This is a genomic window from Geothrix sp. 21YS21S-2 (assembly GCF_030846775.1).
GTDB lineage: Bacteria > Acidobacteriota > Holophagae > Holophagales > Holophagaceae > Mesoterricola.
Genome location: NZ_CP132910.1, coordinates 613,234 through 628,754, shown reverse-complemented (window position 1 = coordinate 628,754; position 15,521 = coordinate 613,234). Strand labels below are relative to the sequence as shown.

Annotated in this window: 13 protein-coding genes; 7 read left to right on the top strand and 6 right to left on the bottom strand. The window is 68.0% G+C overall.

Going from position 1 to position 15,521, the window contains the following annotated elements:
* Nucleotides 1-20: 20 nt before the first annotated feature.
* On the top strand, nucleotides 21-1,196 hold the full coding sequence (locus tag RAH40_RS02845) for a class I SAM-dependent RNA methyltransferase (RefSeq protein WP_306600561.1): 1,176 nt from the start codon (nucleotides 21-23) through the stop codon (nucleotides 1,194-1,196).
* 176 nt (nucleotides 1,197-1,372) lie between these two features.
* On the opposite strand, the gene RAH40_RS02840 is transcribed toward RAH40_RS02845, so the two are convergent.
* Together RAH40_RS02840 and RAH40_RS02835 are read right to left on the bottom strand one after the other, a co-directional pair.
* Complete coding sequence (locus RAH40_RS02840; protein WP_306600560.1) at nucleotides 1,373-1,855, bottom strand: methylated-DNA--[protein]-cysteine S-methyltransferase; 483 nt, start codon at nucleotides 1,853-1,855, stop codon at nucleotides 1,373-1,375.
* Nucleotides 1,852-3,102: a DNA-3-methyladenine glycosylase 2 gene (locus tag RAH40_RS02835; RefSeq protein WP_306600559.1), complete on the bottom strand. Its 1,251-nt coding sequence runs from the start codon at nucleotides 3,100-3,102 to the stop codon at nucleotides 1,852-1,854. The genes RAH40_RS02840 and RAH40_RS02835 overlap by 4 nt, the downstream gene beginning before the upstream one ends.
* A gap of 26 nt (nucleotides 3,103-3,128) precedes the next feature.
* Between RAH40_RS02835 and RAH40_RS02830 the strand changes: the two genes are divergently transcribed.
* Complete coding sequence (locus RAH40_RS02830) at nucleotides 3,129-3,941, top strand: menaquinone biosynthetic enzyme MqnA/MqnD family protein (RefSeq protein WP_306600558.1); 813 nt, start codon at nucleotides 3,129-3,131, stop codon at nucleotides 3,939-3,941.
* Nucleotides 3,942-3,967: 26 nt separating this feature from the next.
* Here RAH40_RS02830 and RAH40_RS02825 read toward each other — a convergent pair whose 3' ends face one another.
* Nucleotides 3,968-4,387 (bottom strand): hypothetical protein, encoded by a 420-nt coding sequence (locus tag RAH40_RS02825; protein WP_306600557.1) that lies wholly within the window; start codon nucleotides 4,385-4,387, stop codon nucleotides 3,968-3,970.
* A 117-nt stretch (nucleotides 4,388-4,504) separates the two neighbouring features.
* Between RAH40_RS02825 and pepQ the strand changes: the two genes are divergently transcribed.
* Nucleotides 4,505-5,812, top strand: a complete 1,308-nt coding sequence (pepQ, locus tag RAH40_RS02820) for a Xaa-Pro dipeptidase (RefSeq protein WP_306600556.1) — start codon at nucleotides 4,505-4,507, stop codon at nucleotides 5,810-5,812.
* A gap of 192 nt (nucleotides 5,813-6,004) precedes the next feature.
* Nucleotides 6,005-6,184 (top strand): hypothetical protein, encoded by a 180-nt coding sequence (locus RAH40_RS02815; protein ID WP_306600555.1) that lies wholly within the window; start codon nucleotides 6,005-6,007, stop codon nucleotides 6,182-6,184.
* A 99-nt stretch (nucleotides 6,185-6,283) separates the two neighbouring features.
* Here RAH40_RS02815 and RAH40_RS02810 read toward each other — a convergent pair whose 3' ends face one another.
* Nucleotides 6,284-7,429 carry a hypothetical protein gene (locus RAH40_RS02810; RefSeq protein ID WP_306600554.1) on the bottom strand — a complete coding sequence of 382 codons (1,146 nt, stop codon included), beginning with the start codon at nucleotides 7,427-7,429 and terminating at the stop codon, nucleotides 6,284-6,286.
* Nucleotides 7,430-7,565: 136 nt separating this feature from the next.
* On the bottom strand, nucleotides 7,566-8,564 hold the full coding sequence (locus RAH40_RS02805; protein WP_306600553.1) for a C1 family peptidase: 999 nt from the start codon (nucleotides 8,562-8,564) through the stop codon (nucleotides 7,566-7,568).
* 311 nt (nucleotides 8,565-8,875) lie between these two features.
* On the opposite strand from RAH40_RS02805, the gene RAH40_RS02800 reads away from it, so the two are divergent.
* Nucleotides 8,876-11,026 carry a DPP IV N-terminal domain-containing protein gene (locus RAH40_RS02800; protein WP_306600552.1) on the top strand — a complete coding sequence of 717 codons (2,151 nt, stop codon included), beginning with the start codon at nucleotides 8,876-8,878 and terminating at the stop codon, nucleotides 11,024-11,026.
* A 291-nt stretch (nucleotides 11,027-11,317) separates the two neighbouring features.
* Here the strand turns inward: RAH40_RS02800 and RAH40_RS02795 are convergent, their stop codons facing one another.
* Entirely contained in the window at nucleotides 11,318-11,713 is a 396-nt protein-coding gene (locus tag RAH40_RS02795) for a YchJ family protein (protein WP_306600551.1), read from the bottom strand.
* 216 nt (nucleotides 11,714-11,929) lie between these two features.
* Here RAH40_RS02795 and RAH40_RS02790 point away from each other — a divergent pair, with 216 nt between their 5' ends.
* Nucleotides 11,930-14,479, top strand: a complete 2,550-nt coding sequence (locus RAH40_RS02790) for a sodium-translocating pyrophosphatase (RefSeq protein ID WP_306600550.1) — start codon at nucleotides 11,930-11,932, stop codon at nucleotides 14,477-14,479.
* Between the two features lie 341 nt (nucleotides 14,480-14,820).
* Nucleotides 14,821-15,519, top strand: coding sequence for a succinate dehydrogenase cytochrome b subunit (locus tag RAH40_RS02785; protein ID WP_306600549.1), 699 nt, complete (start codon nucleotides 14,821-14,823; stop codon nucleotides 15,517-15,519).
* The last annotated feature ends 2 nt before the right edge of the window (nucleotides 15,520-15,521 follow it).

Genomic DNA, 15,521 nt, shown 5'->3' with positions numbered 1-15,521 from the left:
GGAAGCCGGCCTCCCCGGCCGTGAAATCCCTCCTCACCGTCGAGCGCCTGGCCTGGGGCGGCAAGGGCGTGGCCCGGGCGGAGGACGGCCGGGTCATCCTGCTGTCGGCGCCCCTGGCCCTGTTCCCCGGGGAGCAGGTGGAGGCCGACGTGCGCTGGAAGCCCCGCCACGGCGAGGGCGAGGTCACCCGCTGGGTGCGCCGGGATCCCCGGAGGGCCCAGGCCGGGTGCCCCGTGGCGGCCACGTGCGGCGGCTGCGAACTGTGGGAGGCCGGACGCGAGACCGCGAACCTGAAGAAGGCCATGGTGGCCGACCTCCTGGGCCGGGCGCTGCCCGAGGCCCCGGACTGGCGCTGGCTGGAGGCGCCGGCCGAGGCGCGCCGGCACCGCATCCAGCTGCACTGGACGGGCCGCGACCTGGGCTACCACCGGCGCAACAGCCATTCCCTGGTGCCGGTATCGGCCTGCCCCGCGGCCTCCCCTGCCCTGTCCCAGGCCATTCCCCGCTTCCTGGACGCCATGGAGGGCCGCATGCTGCCCACCCGGCCCCAGCGCTGGGAGCTGGCCACCGGCACGCCCGCGGGCGAGGTGTACGCCACCGATGAGCAGGGCCGCACCTGGCACCTGGAGCCGGACGGCTGGAAGCCCTTCCAGGGCGGCATCGTCCACCGTTTCGGGGAGGTCCGGCTGGCCCACCGCCCCGGGGGCTTCTTCCAGGTGTGCCCGCCCTGGGCCTGGCAGGCCTTCGGCGAGATCCTGGACGGCTGGGAGCTGCCCTCGGGCACGCTCTTCGACCTCTACGGGGGCGTGGGGTTCTTCACGGCGCTGAGGGGCGCCAGGGCCGCCCGCAGCGTGCTGGTGGAGTTCGACGCCCCGGCGGTGGCCTGGGCCGCGCGCAACCTGCCGGAGGCCGAGTGCATCGAGGCCGACGCGGCGGAATGGGTGAGCGAGGGGCTGGGTGCGCCCGGGGACCTCATCCTGCTGGATCCCCCCCGGACGGGCCTGACGCCCGAGCTGTGCGCGAAGCTGCAGACCGCCGGCGCCGGGGACCTGGTGCTGGTGGGCTGCGACGGGGCCGCCTTCTGCCGGGACGTCAAGCGCCTGGAGCCCGCCTGGAAACTCGAGGGGCTGGCCGTGGCCGACCTGTTCCCCCTGACCAGCCACGTGGAGTGCGTGGGGTGGTTCCGCCGGGCCTGAGCCCGGATTCAGGGGAGCGTGCCCAGCGCCACCAGGGCGGCCTTCGCAAGGATCTTCGTCAGCACGGCGGACCTCAACGGGATTCCCGGCGCCTCCCTCCTGCCCTTTCGGCCGGAGGTTCGCACCTGAACGCCATCAATGTTTTCCATTCCGTTTGGGTTTCACGGAATCCTTCGTCAGGGCAACTCATGGTCCAGCAGGGCCCGCTTCCGATGCAGGCCGCCCGCGTAGCCCGTGAGGCCGCCGCCGGCGCCGACGAGCCGGTGGCAGGGAATGATGATGGAGATGGGGTTGGCGCCGTTGGCCGCGCCCACGGCGCGGGCGAGGAGCGGGTCCCCGAGGCTCCGGGCCAGTTCCCCGTAGGTGGCGGTCCGCCCGTGGGGGATGCGCCGCAGCTCCTCCCACACCCGCAGCTGGAAAGGCGTGCCCCGGGGGGCCAGGGGAAGGTCGAAGGTGGTGCGGACCCGGCGGAAGTAGGCGTCCAGCTGGCGTTCCGCCGGGGCGAAGGCGGCGGGATCATCGGTCAGGCCCCCTTCCCGGGCCAGCCTCCGGAGCAGGCGCAGGCGCGGCTCGTGGTCCGCGAAGCCCAGGTAGACCAGGGCGCCCCCGGCATCGGCGGCCATGGCCAGGGGGCCCAGGGGGCTGGCCCAGATCCTCACGCGGGCACGCCCTTCAGGCTCGCCCAGAGGTGGAAGGTGGCCAGGCTGCGGTGGGGGGCGAAGGGGGCCATGAGCCGCGCGGTCTCCTTGACGTCGGGGCGGTGGTCCAGGCCGTAGTGGCGCTGGAGGGCGGCCGTCAGGCCCGCGTCGCCCAGGGGCACGCAGTCCCCGAAGCCGCAGCCGCGCATCATGACGTAGTGGGTGGTCCAGGGCCCGATGCCGCGGCGCGCCGAGAGCCTGGCCTCGGCGGTGGTGGCGGCCCCCGCGGGCAGGGCCTCCACGGGGAGTTCGCCCGCGGCCACGGCCCGGGCGGCCTCCACCACGTACTCGGCCTTGCTGCGCGAGAACTGCAGGGGCGCCAGGTCCGCGGGGTCCAGGGCCGCCACGGCCCCGGGCGTGGGGTGGGCCTTCAGGCCCCCGGACACCGCGCCGCCGCACAGGTCCGTGAGGCGCCGGCGCAGGGAATAGGCGAAGGCGAGGTTCACCTGCTGGCCCAGGATGGCCCACACCAGGGACTCCCACACGTCCGCGGTGAGCGGGATGCGCAGGCCGCGCCGGGCCTCCACCAGGGCCTGGAACGAAGGATCCGCGCACGCGTAGCCCTCGAAGGGGGCGGGGTCGGTGCCCAGCCCGAGCATGCGCACCACGCGGTGGTGGACCTTGCCCATGAAGATGGGATCGGCCTTCTCCGCCGGGCGCACCCGCACCTTCACCGCCTTCCCGCGGAACTCCAGCTCGAGGAGCGTGTCGGTGTCCTCCACGCGCAGGGCCTTGAAGAAGGTGGCGCCCTCGACGCGCTCCGAAAGGCTGAGCGGATCGCGCCCGTGGTAGGCGAGCACGTCCTCCTGCCGGTACCCCGCGGGCAGGTCCACGGTGAACGAGGCCCCTTCGCGGCCCAGGGACTGGTACTTCCCGGGCGTCATCCCCGTCAGCCGGTGGAAGCTGGCCTGGAAGGCCGCGGGGCTCAGGAAGCCGCAGCTCTCCCCCGCCTGGACCGTGGGGCCGAAGTGGTTGAGCAGGCGCCTGCAGGCGTAGCCCACGCGCGCCTGGTCCAGGAAGACCTCCGGCGGCCGGTGGGCGTGCAGCCGGAAGAGCTCCTCCAGACGGCCCAGGTCCACCCCCGCCGCCGCGGCCATGGCGGCGACCGTCCGGTACTCGCCGGGGTTCAGGCGCACTTTCGCGATGAGCTTTTCCAGGAGCGAGCGCTCCGGATTTTCCTGACCGATTTTTCCCGTGGGCTGGCTCATCACCCAAGTCTAGATAAAATGAAAGAATGGCAAGCACAAATCCTTTCCGGATCTCGATCATCGACTACCTGAACGCCGCGCCCTTGAATTACGGATTCAAGCATGGCCTTGGGTACGAGCACTTCCACCTCAAGTTCCACGTGCCTTCCCTGTGCGCGAACCAGCTGAAATCGGGCGAAGTGGATGCGGGTCTCATCAGCTCAATTGAATACCTCCGCATCCCCAAATTGAAGATCGTACCGGGCCTCTGCATCGCCTCCCCCAAACGCGTCCGCTCGGTGGTGATCCTCTCCAAGGTGCCGCCCGAGGAGATCCGCACCCTGGCCCTGGACACCTCCAGCCGCACCTCCGTCGTCCTGGCCCAGATCCTTCTCCGGGAGCGGTTCGGCGTGGACGTGCGGGCTGTGGACATGGCGCCCGACCAGGGCGCGATGCTCGCGGAGTGCGACGCGGCCCTGCTCATCGGGGACGTGGCCATGCGCACGCGGCGCGAGGGCCTCATCGTCCTGGACCTGGCCGAGGAGTGGCACGCCTGGACGGGCCTGCCCTTCGTGTTCGCGTTGTGGCAGGTGCGGGAGGACGCCGCCCGCCTGGACATCCCCGGGGGCGTGGGCCCCTTCTTCCACCGGAGCCTCGAGATGGGGCGCGAGAACCTCGCGGCCATCGTGGACGAGGCCTGGCGCACCATCGGCTGGACCAAGCCGGAGCTGCGGGAATACCTCACGGAGAACATCTCCTACAGCCTGGGGGAGGCGGAGCGGGAGAGCCTGGCGATGTTCTTCGAGAAGGCGGTGTCCAACGGCTTCGCGCCGGAGAACCGGGCCTTGTCGTTCCTCTAGGGGCCTCCTATTACGTAGACAGGCGCCTAGCTCTTGCTCATCAGCAGGTTGAGCAGGTCGGAGGGGGTGGTGGAGGCCACGGGGGTGACGGCCGTGCTGCCGGTCGTCGCGCCGGTCTGGGCGGCCGCCGTGATGTCGGCGTCCTGATGGGGATGATGATGGTGGGCCTTCCTGGCGGCATCGAGATCCGTCTGCAGGGACTGGAAGGCCAACTGGGCGGCCGACAGGTTCCCGCTGGCCAGGGCCTGGCCGAGGGCGTTCATGTCGGAGGCGGCGGGGGTCGTGGAGGCGGTCGATTGTGCCGAGGCGGTGCCGTCCAGGATCGACTGGAACAGCTCGGCGAAGGCATTGTTTGCCGTTCCCGTCTCCTGGGTGCTCCCGTCCGCCTGGGACGGCAGGACCTTGCCGAGATAAGTCGAATTATTGATAGAGTTGATATTGGACATGTTTTGCCCCCCGCGTTTCCGGGATGCAATCGCCGTTCCACCCCCCCCGGTCCGGGGTCGCAAACGGGGCCTTTTGGCCCATAATCGCCGTAGGCCCACCGCCATCATGGAGTAAGCATGCCCATCAAAGGACTTTTCCTCGATCACCTCGCCACCCGCACGGCCTACGCGGAAAAGGCGCTGGCGGCCACGGGCTTCGACGCCCTGGTGATCTCCAGCGGGCAGCCTTTCACCTATTTCTCCGACGACCAGGACGCCCCCTTCAACACCGTCCCCCATTTCCGCCACTACTGCCCGCTCACGGGGCCCCACCACGTGCTGATCCTCAAGCCCGGGACCAAGCCCATGCTGGTGCGCTACGCCCCCGAGGACTTCTGGTACGAGCAGCTGCCCCTGGGCTCCCCCTTCTGGGCCGAGGGCTTCGACCTGGTGGAGGTCCCCAGCCTCGATGCGGTGTGGGAGCAGGTGGGCCACCCCGCCCGCGCCGCCTACATCGGCAACGAGACCGACCGGGCCGCCCTTGCGGGCCTGGACGTGAACCCCGCCTCCGTCACCGCCTACCTGGACTGGGGCCGCAGCTACAAGACCCCCTATGAGATCCACTGCATCGAGGAGGCCACCGTCACCGCCGCCAAGGGTCACGCGGCCGGCCGCAAGGCCTTCCTGGCCGGCGCCTCGGAGCTGGAGATCCACTACGCGTTCATGGAAGCGGTGGGCTGCCTGGAGTTCGAGCTGGCCTTCGCCTCCATCGTGGCCCAGAACGAGAAGGGCGCCACCCTCCACTACGAGAACAAGCGCAGCTTCCGCGGAGGCAACACCCTGCTGCTGGACTGCGGCGCGCGCCACCTGGGCTACGCCTCCGACATCACGCGCACCACCCCGGCCCCCTCCTGCGATCCCCGGTTCAAGGCCCTGGTGGACGGCATGGAAAAGAACATGCTCGAGATCTGCGCGGCCGTGCGGCCCAACATGCCCTTCGGCGAGCTGCACCACTTCTCCCACCTCAAGCTGGCCGGGCTCCTCAAGGAGCAGGGCCTGGTGGACGCCGGGGCCGACGAGGCCGTGGCGCTGGGCCTCACCCGCCCCTTCTATCCCCACGGTCTGGGCCACCACCTGGGAATCCAGGTGCACGACGTGGCCGGCAAGCTCGCGGGCCCCGACGGCAGCATCGCCCCGCCCCCCGCGGCCCACCCCACCCTGCGCACCACCCGCATGATCGAGACCGGCCACGTCATCACCATCGAGCCCGGCCTCTACTTCATCCCCATGCTCCTGCGCCCCTTCCGGGAGAACGAGCACAAGGCCCGCTTCAACTGGAAGCTCATCGACGAACTGGCCCCCAACGGCGGCATCCGCATCGAGGACGACATGCTGGTCACGGAGACGGGCGGCCGGAACCTGACCCGCCCGCACCTGCCTAACTGATCAATCTGATCGGAAGGAATCCAATTTGATCAGCCCGGGTGCGCCCTTCCCGGGCTGTTCATATTTATGTAATCGGAAGAACAGACTTACCCTCCGGCACGGATGATGCCAAGCAGGAGTGTGCAACGGATCCCCGAGGTTCCTCCCGGTCCGGTTGTTCCCACTTACGAAGCTGCCCCCGGGGAGTCGCCCATGAGAAACCGCCTTATCGTCCTTTTCACCAGCCTGACCCTTCTGGTCATCCTGGCCGGCTGCATCCTGCCGGGCCCCGAGCCCCGGGGCGGCCGGCACCGGCGCGAACCCGAACGGGAGCACGAACGGGAGCGCGAGCACGAACGGGAACACGACAGGGGTCACGAGGAACGCCACTAGCCACCCCCTGCCATCCGCCGCCGATGAAGGTACCGCACGCGCGGTCCTTCATCGGCGGTCCTGCGTCGCAACGGAAACCGGGCAGAGGGTGGAGTCCGGTCAGTCGGTGACCGCGAAGACCACCTTCTCGTTGCGGAAGCGGTCCTTGGCCAGGAAGGTGACGGTGGCCGAGCTCTTGTCCTCGGGCTGGGCCACGGTGTAGTGCTTGTCCTTGAGGAGCGAGCCGGGGACGACGGAGATCCGGCCGATCTTCTTCAGGCCCACCTCGGCGGCGGTGATGGTGAGCGTGGCCTGTTCCCGGAGGTCCAGCCCCTTGGTGAAGATCCCGTCGGCCCAGTTGGTGCCGGCGCGGTCCTTGGAGAACACGGGGACGACGATGATGCCGCGGGTTTCCAGGTCCTTGCGCTCGCCCACCAGGTAGTGGAGGGAGTTCAGCTGGGACTTCTGGGCCATGCTGGTGGCGGTCATGGCCTGGAGGTCGGCGATCATGGTGGTCTTCTCCGCCTGGAGCCCTTCCATGTCGGCGAGGATCTTCGCCTTCTGGGCATTCAGGTCGGCCAGTTCCTCGGTGATGCGCGAAACCTGCGTCTTGGCGTCGTCACGCTCGTTCTCGAGCTTGGCCTTGGCTTCCGCCTGGAGCTCGGTGGGGGTGACGTTGGACTTGCCCTGGGAGACCCAGCTGCCGTAGACGCCGTTGCTGTAGAAGTGGTAGACCTCGAAGCCCGGGGCCATCCGGTCCATGACCAGGACGCGGCTCACGAGCTTGCGGGCCTGCTCCTCCCCGACGCCCTTTTTCCGCAGGAACCGCATGGCCATGCCGTAGTGGCTGTCGTTCTCCCGGGCCACGTCGGGCCTGGGGAGGACGGCGCGCAGCGCGGCCATCTTGCCGTTCATCTCCTTGATCTCGGTGTCCTTGTCCAGGACCTCCTGGAGCAGGGCCTGGTACGAGCTGTTCTTCTCGGCCTTGAGGCGGGCCTCCAGGGCGGCCTTCTGGGGCTCGGTGAGCTGGAGGGTGTCGGGGCTGGGCTTCATGTCGTTGACGCCGGCCTCCTTGAGCTTCTGGGCCTGGCCGGCTCCGGCGGTCCTGGCGGTCTGGGAGAGCTTGTCCAGTTCTCCCGCCTTCTGCGCGAGTTCGCGCATCTCGGGGGTTTCGGCCTCCTTCTTGGACTCGCAGGCGGGTGCGAGCGCGAGGGCCGCGGCGGCGAAGGCGCCCAGGAAGTACCGGGTGAGGAAGTGGCTTTGCATGGGGAACTCCGGGGAAAGGGGTTGGCGGGCACGTGCCCGCGAATCCAGCAAACCCTATGCCATGCAACAACTGTTTTAGATTTAGCATTAACGGTCCCAGGGCTGCCCCGGGGACCGTTCCTTCGATCGTTTTGAACTAGTTGAGGACCCAGGCGGGGGAGGTCCCGACCGAGTTCACGCCGTACTTGATCCACATGAAACCGTTGATCCCCCACTGGCTGCTCCAGGAGTTCTTGAGGAGCCAGGCGCCCTTGGCGTCGTCCCAGCCCACGAGCAGGACCGCGTGGTTGGGCTGGGCGCGGTTGTCGGTGCCGCTGAACACGCCTCGCCGGTAGGCCTGGAAGGCCGAGTCCGCGTAGACCCCGACGCTCACGGAGCCCCACTTGGAGATGGCGGCCTTGATGGCGGTCACCGACGGGATGGAGTAGCCGTTGCCCACGTACCCCCACTGGCTCACCGGGGTGTACGAGGTCTGGAGGCTGAAGCTGCAGGCGACCCGGTTGGACACGTAGGGGAAGGCGGTGGCGGGCACGGCGCCCTTGTAGTAGCCGAAGCCCCGGTTGGCGTTGGTGGGCATGAGCATGTCGTAGGAATACCACCCGCCCTGGCAGCCGTAGCCGTCGGGGTTGCAGCTGAGCACCTGCTGCTCGGAAAGGCTGGTGACGACGCCGCTGGGGGTGATGGAGCCGTCGGCGTTGACCCTTCCCTGGGGGGCGCCGTGCTTCTTCAGGGCGGCGCCCTCGAGGTTGCCGGTGGTGGCGAAGGCCCAGCAGGAGCCGCACTGGCCCTGGTCCTTCACGGGGCTGAACCAGCCCGTGAACGTGGCGGGGTAGACCGTCGCCGTCAGCTCCTCCACCTCGTTGTTGAGGTGGCCGCCCTGGGCGTGGGAGGCGAAGTCGTACTGGCGGAGCTCGGGCCGGAGGCCGCAGAGCTGGTCGAGGCTGTACTGCATCGCCGGATTCACCCCCACTTCGAAGTCCTTGCCCTGCCGCCGGAGCTCCTGGCGGAGCAGGTCGACACGGGTGGTGAGCTGGGGGTCGAACTGCTGCGCGCCGCGCTCCTGGGCCACCAGGAAGGACGGGGCGGCCAGGGCCAGGGCCAGGGCGAAGGTGGAAACGAGGGGAGACTTGTTCATCTCGGACTCCGAAAGGGTGGGTGGGCGCGCCGACGGCCTGCCGGCGCGGAACCCGGTTGCTGGAAAGGGGACGAATTCGACCCGGAGAAGGACGGGCGGGAGGAAAAGGCCCGGCACCGTTTGTTCCGTGCGACCACCGGGCTTTTTTCCAGCCCAGCCTCGCAACCCAAGGTTCGGTTCAGGGACCTCCATGCGCAATACCTGCAAGTGTTTACGTGACCATGGTCATGATGTTGAGACACGCTCTCATTCTTGACCCATGCACATTCAAGGGAGGTTACGGCTACGCTTAACCATCAACCGGAGTGTCCATGTGGAAAGTCTCGTTCGCCCTTGCCACCGTCCTGGCCCACGCCGCCCAGGACGGGGCCAAGCTCTCCATCGATAGCCTTTACCATCCCGCGCACAAGGTCTCCTATGTGGAGGCCCTGGGCTCGCGCTATGTGTGGCGTCCCGACGGGACCCTCCTGGAGGAACGCACCGAAAAGGGCTCCCTGGCCGCCATCAACCGCATCCAGCCCGGGACCTTCGCCGGATCGAGGCTCCTGGACCGCGCGCAGCTGGCGGCGGCCCTGGCCGCGGCCGGAGCCGACGCCGAGGACCAGAAGGAGGCCGCGGGCGGCGGGCTCACCTGGAACGCGAACCGGGATGCCTTCGTGGTGAAGGGGGCGCGGGACCTCTACCTCCTGGAACTGGCCTCGGGCAGGGCCCGGCGCCTGGGCGCGGGGGACACCCCCTCCTTCAGCCCCGACGGAGCCTGGGTCGCCTTCCTGGACGGGTCCGACATCCGCGCCGTGGAACTGGCCACCGGCAAGGAGGCCGCCATCACTTCCGGCGGCGACGCCACCCACCTCAACGGACGCCTGGACTGGGTCTACCAGGAGGAGGTCTTCAACCAGCGGGGCAACTTCAAGGGCTACTGGTGGTCCCCGGATTCCAGGCACATCGCCTATCTGAGCCTGGACGAGAGCCACGTGCCGGTCTTCACCGTCATGGACGACCGCACCCAGCCCCAGAAGCGCGTGGACACCCGCTACCCCAAGGCCGGCGACCCCCTTCCCACGGTGCGGGTGGGCCTGGCCACCCTGGACGGCCAGACCACCTGGATGCAGGATCCCTTCCCCGGCCAGGAAACCCTGGTCCCCCAGGTGGGCTTCGATCCTTCGGGCCGCCTCCTGGTGCACTTCACCGACCGCATCCAGTCCTGGCTGGAGTGCCGCGTCTTCGAGGGCACCGCCAGCAGGCCGCTGGTGGTGGAGCGGAGCCGGGCCTGGGTCGAGCATCTCCCCCTGCCCCACTTCCTGAAGGACGGGCGCTTCCTTTGGCGGTCGGGCCGCAGCGGCTTCCAGCACCTCTACCTGTACGACCCCCAGGGGCGCCTGCTCTCCACCGTCACCCAGGGCGCCTGGGACGTGCACCGGATCCTGGGGGCCGACGCCTCCAACGTCTACTTCGAGGCCACCCTGCGCAACGCGGTGGGCCTGGACGTGTACCGGGCCGGCCTGGGGGGCGTGAACGACCGCATGCGCCTGCTCACCCAGGCCCCGGGCTCCCATTCCGTGTCCTTCAACGCCACCTTCACCGCCGCCGTTGACCGCTGGAGCGACGTGGAAACCCCGCCCCAGGACCTCTTCCTGGACGCGGAAGGCGCCGTCCTCCACAAGGTTGAGAGCCGGACTTCGAACGCCTTCAAGGCGCTCCCCAAGGCCCGGGTGGTCTTCCAGCAGGTGAAGACCCGGGACGGGTTCCCCATGGAGACCATGCTTGTCCTGCCCCCCGGCTTCGACCCCTCGAAGAAGTACCCCGTCTTCCACTACGTGTACGGGGGCCCCAACGCCCCCCTGGTGAAGAACGCCTACAGCCGCACATCGCTCTGGTACCAGTTCCTGGCCCAGCAGGGCATCGTCACCTGGATCTGCGACAACCGCAGCGCCTCCGGCAAGGGCAACGCCGCCTTCGGCGCGTGGCGCAACCTGGGCGCCCTGGAGCTCCAGGACCAGCTGGACGGCCTGGCCTGGCTCAAGGCCCAGGGCTGGGCCGACATGGATCGCGTCGCCCTGCACGGCTACAGCTACGGGGGCTTCCTGGCCGCCTACGCCCTGACCCACAGCAAGGCCTGGAAGTTGGGCATCATCGGCGCCCCCGTCACGGACTGGCGGCTCTACGACTGCGTCTACACCGAGCGCTACATGGGCCTGCCCAGGGACAACGCGGCCGGCTACGACGCCTCCAGCGCGATCCGCGCGGCCGGCGACCTGGGCGGCAAGGTCATGCTCCTCCACGGAACGATGGACAGCAACGTCCATCTGCAGAACTCAGTGCAGTTCCTGGACGCCCTCGGCAAGGCGGGCTTCACCGCGCCCCTGGTGCTGATGCCCGGCTCCGACCACAGCCCGAGGGCGGCCCAGAACCAGTGGGAGATGTACGCCGGGATGTGGGAGTTCCTGAAGGCCAATCTCTGACCGGGGACTGCCGGCAAACCCCGAGAACCCCTGAGCAGGAATGAGGGAGCAAGTCGTAAGAGGACCTATCCCCTTTTATCCCGCGCATCTGCGTTCATCCCTGTTCCGCAGGGCCAACGCAGGCATGGGTCCTGGCCCCGTTTACTGTCAAAGTCGACCCATCCCAGCATCCGCCCTGCGGAACAGCGATGAACGCAGATGCGCGGGATGAAGGCGATGGCGATCGCCAATCCCTGGCCATCCGAGGGTGTTCCTCGCCGCCTGGTCAAGCTTTACCGACCGTATTGCCCCCTAGTTCGTGTCGCCGTCCACGTAGGCCCACTTCCCGGCCTCCCTCACGAACCGGCTCCGCTCCCGGTGCAGCATCCGCTTGCCGTTGATCAGGAGCTTGGCGTGGAAGACGACCACCCCGGTCTCGTCGTCCTTTCCGCCCCGCTCGGTCTCGAGGATGCGCAGGGAGATGCACTTGACGGCCCGGCAGTAGCGCTCCAGCTCGTCCTGGTCGATCTTGGCGCGCTCCTCCTCGCTGGTGGTGGCCACCAGGTAGTCGGCCCGGACCATGGCGTAGGCGGAGAAACGGCTTCGCATGAGCTTCTCGGCCGTCTCGGGGAAGGCCTTGCCCAGGAGGTAGGGCTCGCAGCAGCGGTCATAGGTCCGCTTGGATTCGCAGGGGCAGAGTCGGGACATGGGGGACCTCTTGTAATAACTATGTCCTACCAGGGTAATGCATAAAGCCGAAAGCCGCGCCCCGTCTCGCCGGATGTCACTCCCTGATTGACTTTGGGGGGGGTGGTGATAGGCTTGGGCCGAATACCCTTCCCACGTTTCTGCCACGGAATCCCTTCCTTTAGCTCCCCGGCCTCCGGGCTGGGCTCTGTTTCACTTTTTTTCATAGGAGTATCCATGCTTCGAGCCTGGATGGACAAACTCAAGCTCACACCGCTGACGCGCCGGATCTACCTGGGCGTCATGATGTGCTTCTTCGCCCTGGCCTATGCCTGGGGCCAGGTCGCGGCCCCCGCCGCCGTGGCCGCCGAGACGGAGGGCGCCAAGTTCGAGTATTTCGCCCTCTTCAACAAGGTCAGCAACGAGTTCACCAGCGCCGAGCGCATCGGCCTGATGTTCGTCCTGGGCATCGCCGTCATCGGCCTGCTCTACGCGCTCCTGCTCATGAGGCAGGTCAACGCCGCCGACGAGGGCACCCCCAAGATGCAGGAGGTGGCCGCCGCCGTGCGCGAGGGCTCCAACGCCTACCTCGCCGCCCAGTTCAAGAAGATCGGGCCCCTCATCGTCGTCATCACCGTGGTCCTGTGGTTCACGGTCGCCGACAAGCACTTCGCCTTCGGCCGCGCCGGCGCCTTCCTCATGGGCTCCCTGTTCAGCTGGGCCGTGGGCTTCGTGGGCATGCGCCTGGCCACCACCGGCAACCTGCGCGTCGCCGCCGCCGCACGCCACAGCTACGGCGAGGCCATGCAGCTCGGCTACCGCACCGGCACCGTCACCGGCATGCTCACGGACGGCCTCGGCCTCCTGGGCGGCACGATGATCTTCATCATCTACGGCGTGCACGCCTACGAGGCCCTGCTGGGCTTCGGCTTCGGCGGCACGCTGCTCGCGCTGTTCATGCGCGTGGGCGGCGGCATCTACACCAAGGCCGCCGACGTGGGCGCCGACCTGGTCGGCAAGATCGAGAAGGACATCCCCGAGGACGATCCGCGCAACGCCGCCACCATCGCCGACAACGTGGGCGACAACGTGGGCGACTGCGCCGGCATGGCCGCCGACATCTTCGAGAGCTACGAAGTGACCATCGTGGCCGCCATGATCCTGGGCATGGCCTCCTTCGGCCACAAGGGCGTCATCTTCCCCCTGCTGGTGCGCGGCATCGGCGTGCTGGGCTCGATCATCTCCACCTACACCGTCAAGGCCGGCAGCGAGGACACCTCCGACACCGCCCTGAAGAGCGTGCACCGCGGCTTCTGGATCGGCTCGCTGATCTCCGTGGCCGGCTTCTTCATCCTCGGCTACTTCTACCTGCACTTCACCCCCCAGTACCTGAGCAACAACGCCCTGGCCGCGGCCGGCTTCCCCGGCAACGACCCCAAGAACCTCGCCGTGTGGTTCAACTTCGGCGTGCCCGACCTGGACATGCGCCCGGCCATCACCTGCCTCATCGGCGTGTTCCTGGCCGTGGCCCTGAACAAGGTGACCAGCTACTACACGCACACCACCCACGCCCCGGTGAAGAGCCTGGCCCGCGCCTGCACCACCGGCCACGCCACCAACATCATCGAAGGCTTCGCGCTGGGCTATGAGTCCACCGTCGCCATGATGGTCGTCATCGTCGTCGCCATCTTCCTCTCCGTGCTCACCTACCACGGCGCCCCGCCGATGTTCGTGGCCTACGGCGTGGCCATGACCGGCATCGGCATGCTGACCCTCACGGGCAACACCATCTCCATGGACGTCTTCGGCCCCGTCGCCGACAACGCCAACGGCATCGGCGAGATGGGCTACGAGAAGGAACAGATGGAGAAGGAGAAGCCCGGCTCCTACAAGCGCGCCCGGCAGATCCTCGCCGACCTCGACGCCGTGGGCAACACCACGAAGGCCGAAACCAAGGGCATCGCCATCGGCTCCGCCGTCATCGCGGCCGTGTCCCTCTTCTCCAGCTTCATCGCGGTCATAGCGGTGGGCTCGGAAGCCAACATCAGCAAGATGACCCTCGGCCAGTACCACGACCAGGCCGGGTTCCTCTCCGTGGCCGAGCCCAAGGTCTTCATCGGGCTGCTCATCGGCGGCTGCGTTCCCTTCCTGTTCAGCAGCCAGCTCATCCGCGCCGTCGGCCGGGCCGCCTACCACATCGTCATCGAGTGCCGCGCGCAGTTCCGCGACGCCGAGATCTGGGCCGGCACCAAGAAGCCCGACTACGGCCGCGTGGTCGACATCTGCACCAACACCGCCCAGAAGGAACTGGTGGGTCCCGGCCTCCTGGCCATCACCGCCCCCCTGCTCGTCGGCCTTCTCCTGGGCCCCTACGCCCTGGGCGGCTTCCTGGCGGGCATGATCCTGGTCGGCCAGCTGCTGGCGGTCTTCATGGCCAATGCCGGCGGCGCCTGGGACAACGCGAAGAAGATGATCGAGGACGGCCTCTACGGCGGCAAGGGCAGTGAGGCCCACAAGGCCTCCGTCACGGGCGACACCGTGGGCGATCCCCTCAAGGACACCGCTGGCCCGGCCATCAACCCCCTGATCAAGGTCATGAACATGGTCAGCCTGCTCACCCTGGGCGTGCTGATGAAGTACACGCTCTTCCCCGTGGCCGGGCAGCTCGACGGCAACAAGATCGGCGGCATCATCGGCGCCGCGATCTGCATCGCCGCCATCGTCTGGTCGATCATCAAGAGCAAGCAGGAAACCCCCGGCCTCATCGCCGAGGAGGACATGAAGTAGGTCTTTTCAACTCCGTGAAAACGCCGCCTCCGGGCGGCGTTTTCCATTGAGGCGCGGTGGCGTGCCTGGGGACGGACAAGACGCCCTCCGCCGGCGGGAACCGATCGGCGGGAACCGGGGTCGCGAAGAGGCCCCTTTATTCGATTATTTTCTATCGAATCATCCTTGAAAAACAAGGCGATCGGCGCAATAAAGAGCATTGGCTCCGTAATCGGTTTGAGAATCGAAAATCCTGGAGCATACTAAGCGCCTCCACGTGATCATGTTTGCCAGTCTCGCTGAAATCACCCCAACAATCGCCGGATGCGCCGCATCCGTTATTGCGGAAGGAAGGAGTACCCATGTCCGTTGCTGAACCCAGCCTGGCCGGTGCCGCCAAGACCAGTCCAGGCTTCCTGGACTCATCCGTGGGGAAGAAGGTGGTGATGGCCGTTACCGGCATCATGCTCTTCGGCTTCGTCACGGTGCACATGCTGGGGAACCTGCAGGCCTACATGGGCGAGGCGCCCATGAACCACTATGCGGAGTTCCTCCACACCATGATCCACGGCATGGGCATCTGGGTCTTCCGGGGCGTGATGCTCGTGGCCGTGGTCCTCCACGGCTGGGCCGCGCTGAGCCTCACCCTCTCCAACATGGCCGCGCGCCCCGTGGGCTACCGCGCCACCCAGGTCCAGGCCGCCACCTTCGCGTCGCGCACCATGCGCTGGACCGGCGTGATCCTCGGGATCTTCATCATCTACCACCTGCTGCACCTCACCACCGGCACGGTGCATCCCAGCTTCGACCCCGCCAATCCCTACAAGAACTTCGTCACCGGCTTCCAGGCTCCGCTGGCCTCCGCGTTCTACATCGTGGCCCAGCTCTGCCTGGGCTTCCACATGTGGCACGGCGTGTGGAGCCTGACGCAGACGCTCGGCTGGTCCCATCCGCGCTACGACCGCCTGCGCCGCAGGTTCGCCTACGTGATGGCCACCCTGGTGGCCGCCGTCAACATTTCGTTCCCCATCGCCGTCCTCACCGGCATCATCCACCTGTAGAA

Bases quoted from the DNA above. Each gene is read 5' to 3' on its own strand.
- RAH40_RS02785 (WP_306600549.1), top strand. From the start codon at position 14,821: ATGTCCGTTGCTGAACCCAGCCTGGCCGGTGCCGCCAAGACCAGTCCA.
- pepQ (WP_306600556.1), top strand. From the start codon at position 4,505: ATGCCCATCAAAGGACTTTTCCTCGATCACCTCGCCACCCGCACGGCC.
- RAH40_RS02800 (WP_306600552.1), top strand. From the start codon at position 8,876: ATGTGGAAAGTCTCGTTCGCCCTTGCCACCGTCCTGGCCCACGCCGCC.
- RAH40_RS02805 (WP_306600553.1), bottom strand. From the start codon at position 8,564: ATGAACAAGTCTCCCCTCGTTTCCACCTTCGCCCTGGCCCTGGCCCTG.
- RAH40_RS02830 (WP_306600558.1), top strand. From the start codon at position 3,129: ATGGCAAGCACAAATCCTTTCCGGATCTCGATCATCGACTACCTGAAC.
- RAH40_RS02815 (WP_306600555.1), top strand. From the start codon at position 6,005: ATGAGAAACCGCCTTATCGTCCTTTTCACCAGCCTGACCCTTCTGGTC.
- RAH40_RS02825 (WP_306600557.1), bottom strand. From the start codon at position 4,387: ATGTCCAATATCAACTCTATCAATAATTCGACTTATCTCGGCAAGGTC.
- RAH40_RS02790 (WP_306600550.1), top strand. From the start codon at position 11,930: ATGCTTCGAGCCTGGATGGACAAACTCAAGCTCACACCGCTGACGCGC.
- RAH40_RS02795 (WP_306600551.1), bottom strand. From the start codon at position 11,713: ATGTCCCGACTCTGCCCCTGCGAATCCAAGCGGACCTATGACCGCTGC.
- RAH40_RS02810 (WP_306600554.1), bottom strand. From the start codon at position 7,429: ATGCAAAGCCACTTCCTCACCCGGTACTTCCTGGGCGCCTTCGCCGCC.
- RAH40_RS02835 (WP_306600559.1), bottom strand. From the start codon at position 3,102: ATGAGCCAGCCCACGGGAAAAATCGGTCAGGAAAATCCGGAGCGCTCG.